The sequence below is a fragment of the uncultured Gimesia sp. genome (assembly GCF_937910335.1).
In the GTDB taxonomy this organism is placed as follows: Bacteria; Planctomycetota; Planctomycetia; order Planctomycetales; family Planctomycetaceae; genus Gimesia.
The window spans coordinates 1-3,611 of sequence record NZ_CALEMX010000380.1 but is presented as its reverse complement, the minus strand read 5'-3'; the positions used below and the strand labels follow the sequence as shown (position 1 = coordinate 3,611).

Here is a 3,611-nt window from a genome sequence, read left to right as displayed (position 1 = left end):
TGGCTGAACAATGGAAAGCGTCCAATCCTGAAAGCAAAGATTCAAACGAGTACGCACAAAAATCACTCGAAAATTACTGCCATGCCATATTCAATCTGGCAGAGTTTCAATATATCGATTGACCAAGAACACGCAAAAACAAAAATCGTTAAACATAAAGAGTTGTCGCATGTTAAATGAAAACTCAATTGATAATAAAATTCCAAGACGCAGTTTTTTCCAGCAGGTCTCGACGGGAGTTCAGGGAGCCGCGTTAGCCTCGCTTCTCCAGCAAGACTTATATGCAGATACAAAATCAGCCATTCATCAGGAAACTTCCAAATTTGGACCTCATCACAAAGCACGCGCGAAATCAGTCATTCATTTATTCATGAATGGTGGACCGAGTCAGATGGATTTATTTGACCCTAAGCCTTTGTTAGATAAATTTCATGGGAAGGAGCACTTTGATAAAATTGCAGGCGAGGTAGAATTCCCTGAACAAGCTGGCGCCTTGATGCGCAGTCCGTTCAAGTTTGCAAAACAGGGCGACTCTGGAATGTGGATCTCTGATGCGATGCCTCATTTGGCAAAGCAAGTGGATGAAATCACATTAATTCGTTCAATGTACACAACTAATTTGACTCATGAGCCCGCGATCTACAAAATTCAGTCTGGCAGCGAATTTACCGGGCACCCGGCATTAGGGGCCTGGGTCTCTTATGGATTGGGGAGCGAGAATAAAAACTTACCCGCTTATGTTGTCTTAGATGACCCACGCGGATTACCAGTCAACGGGATTGAAAATTGGCAGTCAGGATTTCTTCCCGCACAACATCAGGGAACCCGATTTCGTGCCACTGGTTCGCCTGTATTAAATTTGAAACCCGGATACAAACAACCCGAAGCAGTTTCTAAACTCGAACGCGATTTGATCACACGCTTAGATCAAATTCATCACCGAAAACGTCCGCATTATCATCAACTGGAAGCACGCCTTTCCACTTATGCCCTGGCTGCGCGAATGCAGATTGCCGCCTCTGATGCGCTTGATCTTTCTCAGGAGACCGCTGAAACGCAAAAGATGTATGGCATTGATCAGCCCATCACAGAATCTTACGGTCGGCGATGCTTAATTGCGCGACGACTCGTTGAGAGGGGCGTGCGTTTCGTTCAATTATTTATCAATAGCCAGATCTGGGATACTCATAGCGCCATTGCTGCAAATCTGAAAACAGCCTGCCAACGGACCGACCAGCCGGTGGCTGCATTACTACAAGACCTAAAACAACGCGGCTTACTTGACGAGACGCTTGTGATGTGGGGTGGTGAAATGGGAAGGCTGCCGATCGCTCAACTTGCTGCGAATAAAGATGAACGCAAATCGGGCCGTGATCATAACAAGAACGCGTTATGCACCTGGATGGCAGGTGGTGGTGTTAAAAAAGGTTTCGTCTGGGGCGAGACGGACGAACTCGGATTTGCTGCGGTAGAAAATCGTGTCAGCGTACCCGACTGGCACACCACCATGTTACATCTTCTGGGATTAAACCATGAAGAACTTTTCATTTCACGAAATGGATTGAACGAACGCCTGACGGGTGTGGGTAATCATCCACGAATCGTGAAAGAAATACTGGCGTAATCTACTACCAGATCAATTTAAACTGCGACTGCGTGGTACATGCTATCCATTCGATATCAGGCAATGATTTCTTTGATCAATTCCCCGCCCAGATCGGTCAGACGATAATCGCGACCATTAAATCGATAGGTCAATTTCATATGATCAATGCCCATGAGATGGAGTAAAGTCGCATGTAGATCATTGACGCCCACGCGATTATGAACGGCTTTGTAACCATAATCATCACTGGCACCATATTGAACGCCCCCTTTAATTCCGCCACCAGCCATCCACATGGTGAAGGCATTCGGGTTATGATCTCGGCCGTTACTTCCCTGTGAATCGGAAGTTCTTCCAAACTCGCCTCCCCAGACAACCAGTGTTGAGTCTAACAGACCGCGCGATTTCAGGTCAGCCAGAAGTGCACCAATCGGCTGGTCGACGGACTTGGCAGCAATGCGATGATTCAGGCCGATATCACTGTGTCCATCCCAGGGAACATCGGCAACTCCACCGCCGCCGCCATTGGTGCCAGCGTAGATCTGTATAAAGCGGACTCCACGTTCGACCATTCTTCGGGCTGTGATGCATTGTTTCGCGACGAGTTCGGTTTCTTTCTGGTCCGCTCCGTACATTTTTTGAATCGCCTGAGACTCATCTTTTACATTCAGTGCCTCAGGTGCTGCCGTCTGCATGCGATAAGCGAGTTCAAATGATTCCAAACGTGCAGCCAGGTCTGCTTCATGTGGCCGTAATTCCTGGTGTTTTGCATTCATCTGTCGCAACAAATCCAGTTGAGTTCTTTGTTGTCGATCTGTCATTGTCTGGAGACGAGATAAATTCGAGATTGGTACGGTGCTTCTGCCATCAATGGCAGTCGGCTGATAAACTTTGGGTAAAAACCCGGGCGCCCAAATCGGGTTTCCACCACGTGGCATTGCACCATGCATGACTACAAAACCCGGAAGGTTTGAATTTTCCGTTCCCAATCCATAAGTTAACCAGGAACCCATACAAGGACGACCTTGTAAGAACGCTCCTGAATTCATTTCCAACATGGCGGGTGTATGATTATTAGAGCGGGAGAAACAGGAGTAAATGAACGACATATCATCAACGTGATTGGCAACGTTGGGAAAGATCTCAGAGACCCAGGCTCCCGATTCGCCGTGTTGCTTAAACTTGAAAGGTGATTTGAGCAACTTTCCGCTCGTGGTAAAAAATCCGGTTTTAGGATCTGCTCCTTCCAGTTTTTCTCCACTTTTCTTCTGTAACATTGGTTTGTAGTCAAACGTATCAACCTGCGAAGGACTCCCCGGCATAAACAACCAGATAATTGACTTTGCCTTGGGTGCAAAGTGAGGTTGCTTAACTTGCAATACGCCCTTTTCAGCTGAATCAGCTGCATTCAGAACACCCTGCTCTTTTAACAAACCCGTTAACGCCAGACTTCCAAAACCTAAACCTGCGTTTTTAAGAAATGATCTTCGCGCTCGAAAATCGAAAGGCCTGCCCATAGTTTCTGGAGTGTGCTTACTCATTGTTTCTACATTCCTATTAAATATTCAGCCACCGATTATTTACGATTAGTACTTTGTCAAGCTTGGAACTGAGGGCCAGGAGTGTTGTTTACGTGCTACGTTGTCGCACTCCCGTGATCTCGATCACCCCAAAATTCAAAAATGACACTTCACTAGTCAACAAACACAAACTCATTCATACAAAGAATAAGTTGACAGAAATCTGTGACCGCCAATTCACCTGCTTTAGGATTTTCACCATAAGATTCTGTTTGATAATGAATAAATTTCAGCATCTGCTGTTGTTCATCCGAACTCGGTTTTCTTGAAAGTGCAATGGTATAAACATCGTTTACAGTTTGATCCAGGCTTTTTTTGCCATCGGGGCGAACTCGTTTTGCAAATTTTTCAGATAATTTACGAATAAAGGGGGAATTCATCATCGCCAGTGCCTGGGGAGGCACCGTCGTAATATTACGTTTTCC

Annotated in this window: 3 protein-coding genes; 1 reads left to right on the top strand and 2 read right to left on the bottom strand. The window is 46.0% G+C overall.

Annotated elements, in window-relative coordinates:
- Positions 1-169 precede the first annotated feature (169 nt).
- Positions 170-1,624 (top strand): DUF1501 domain-containing protein, encoded by a 1,455-nt coding sequence (locus Q0668_RS15135; protein ID WP_298866145.1) that lies wholly within the window; start codon positions 170-172, stop codon positions 1,622-1,624.
- A gap of 56 nt (positions 1,625-1,680) precedes the next feature.
- Here Q0668_RS15135 and Q0668_RS15130 read toward each other — a convergent pair whose 3' ends face one another.
- Positions 1,681-3,147, bottom strand: a complete 1,467-nt coding sequence (locus Q0668_RS15130; RefSeq protein ID WP_298866144.1) for a DUF1501 domain-containing protein — start codon at positions 3,145-3,147, stop codon at positions 1,681-1,683.
- A gap of 152 nt (positions 3,148-3,299) precedes the next feature.
- A partial coding sequence (locus tag Q0668_RS15125) for a DUF1553 domain-containing protein (RefSeq protein WP_298866142.1) occupies positions 3,300-3,611 on the bottom strand: 312 nt, incomplete at its 5' end.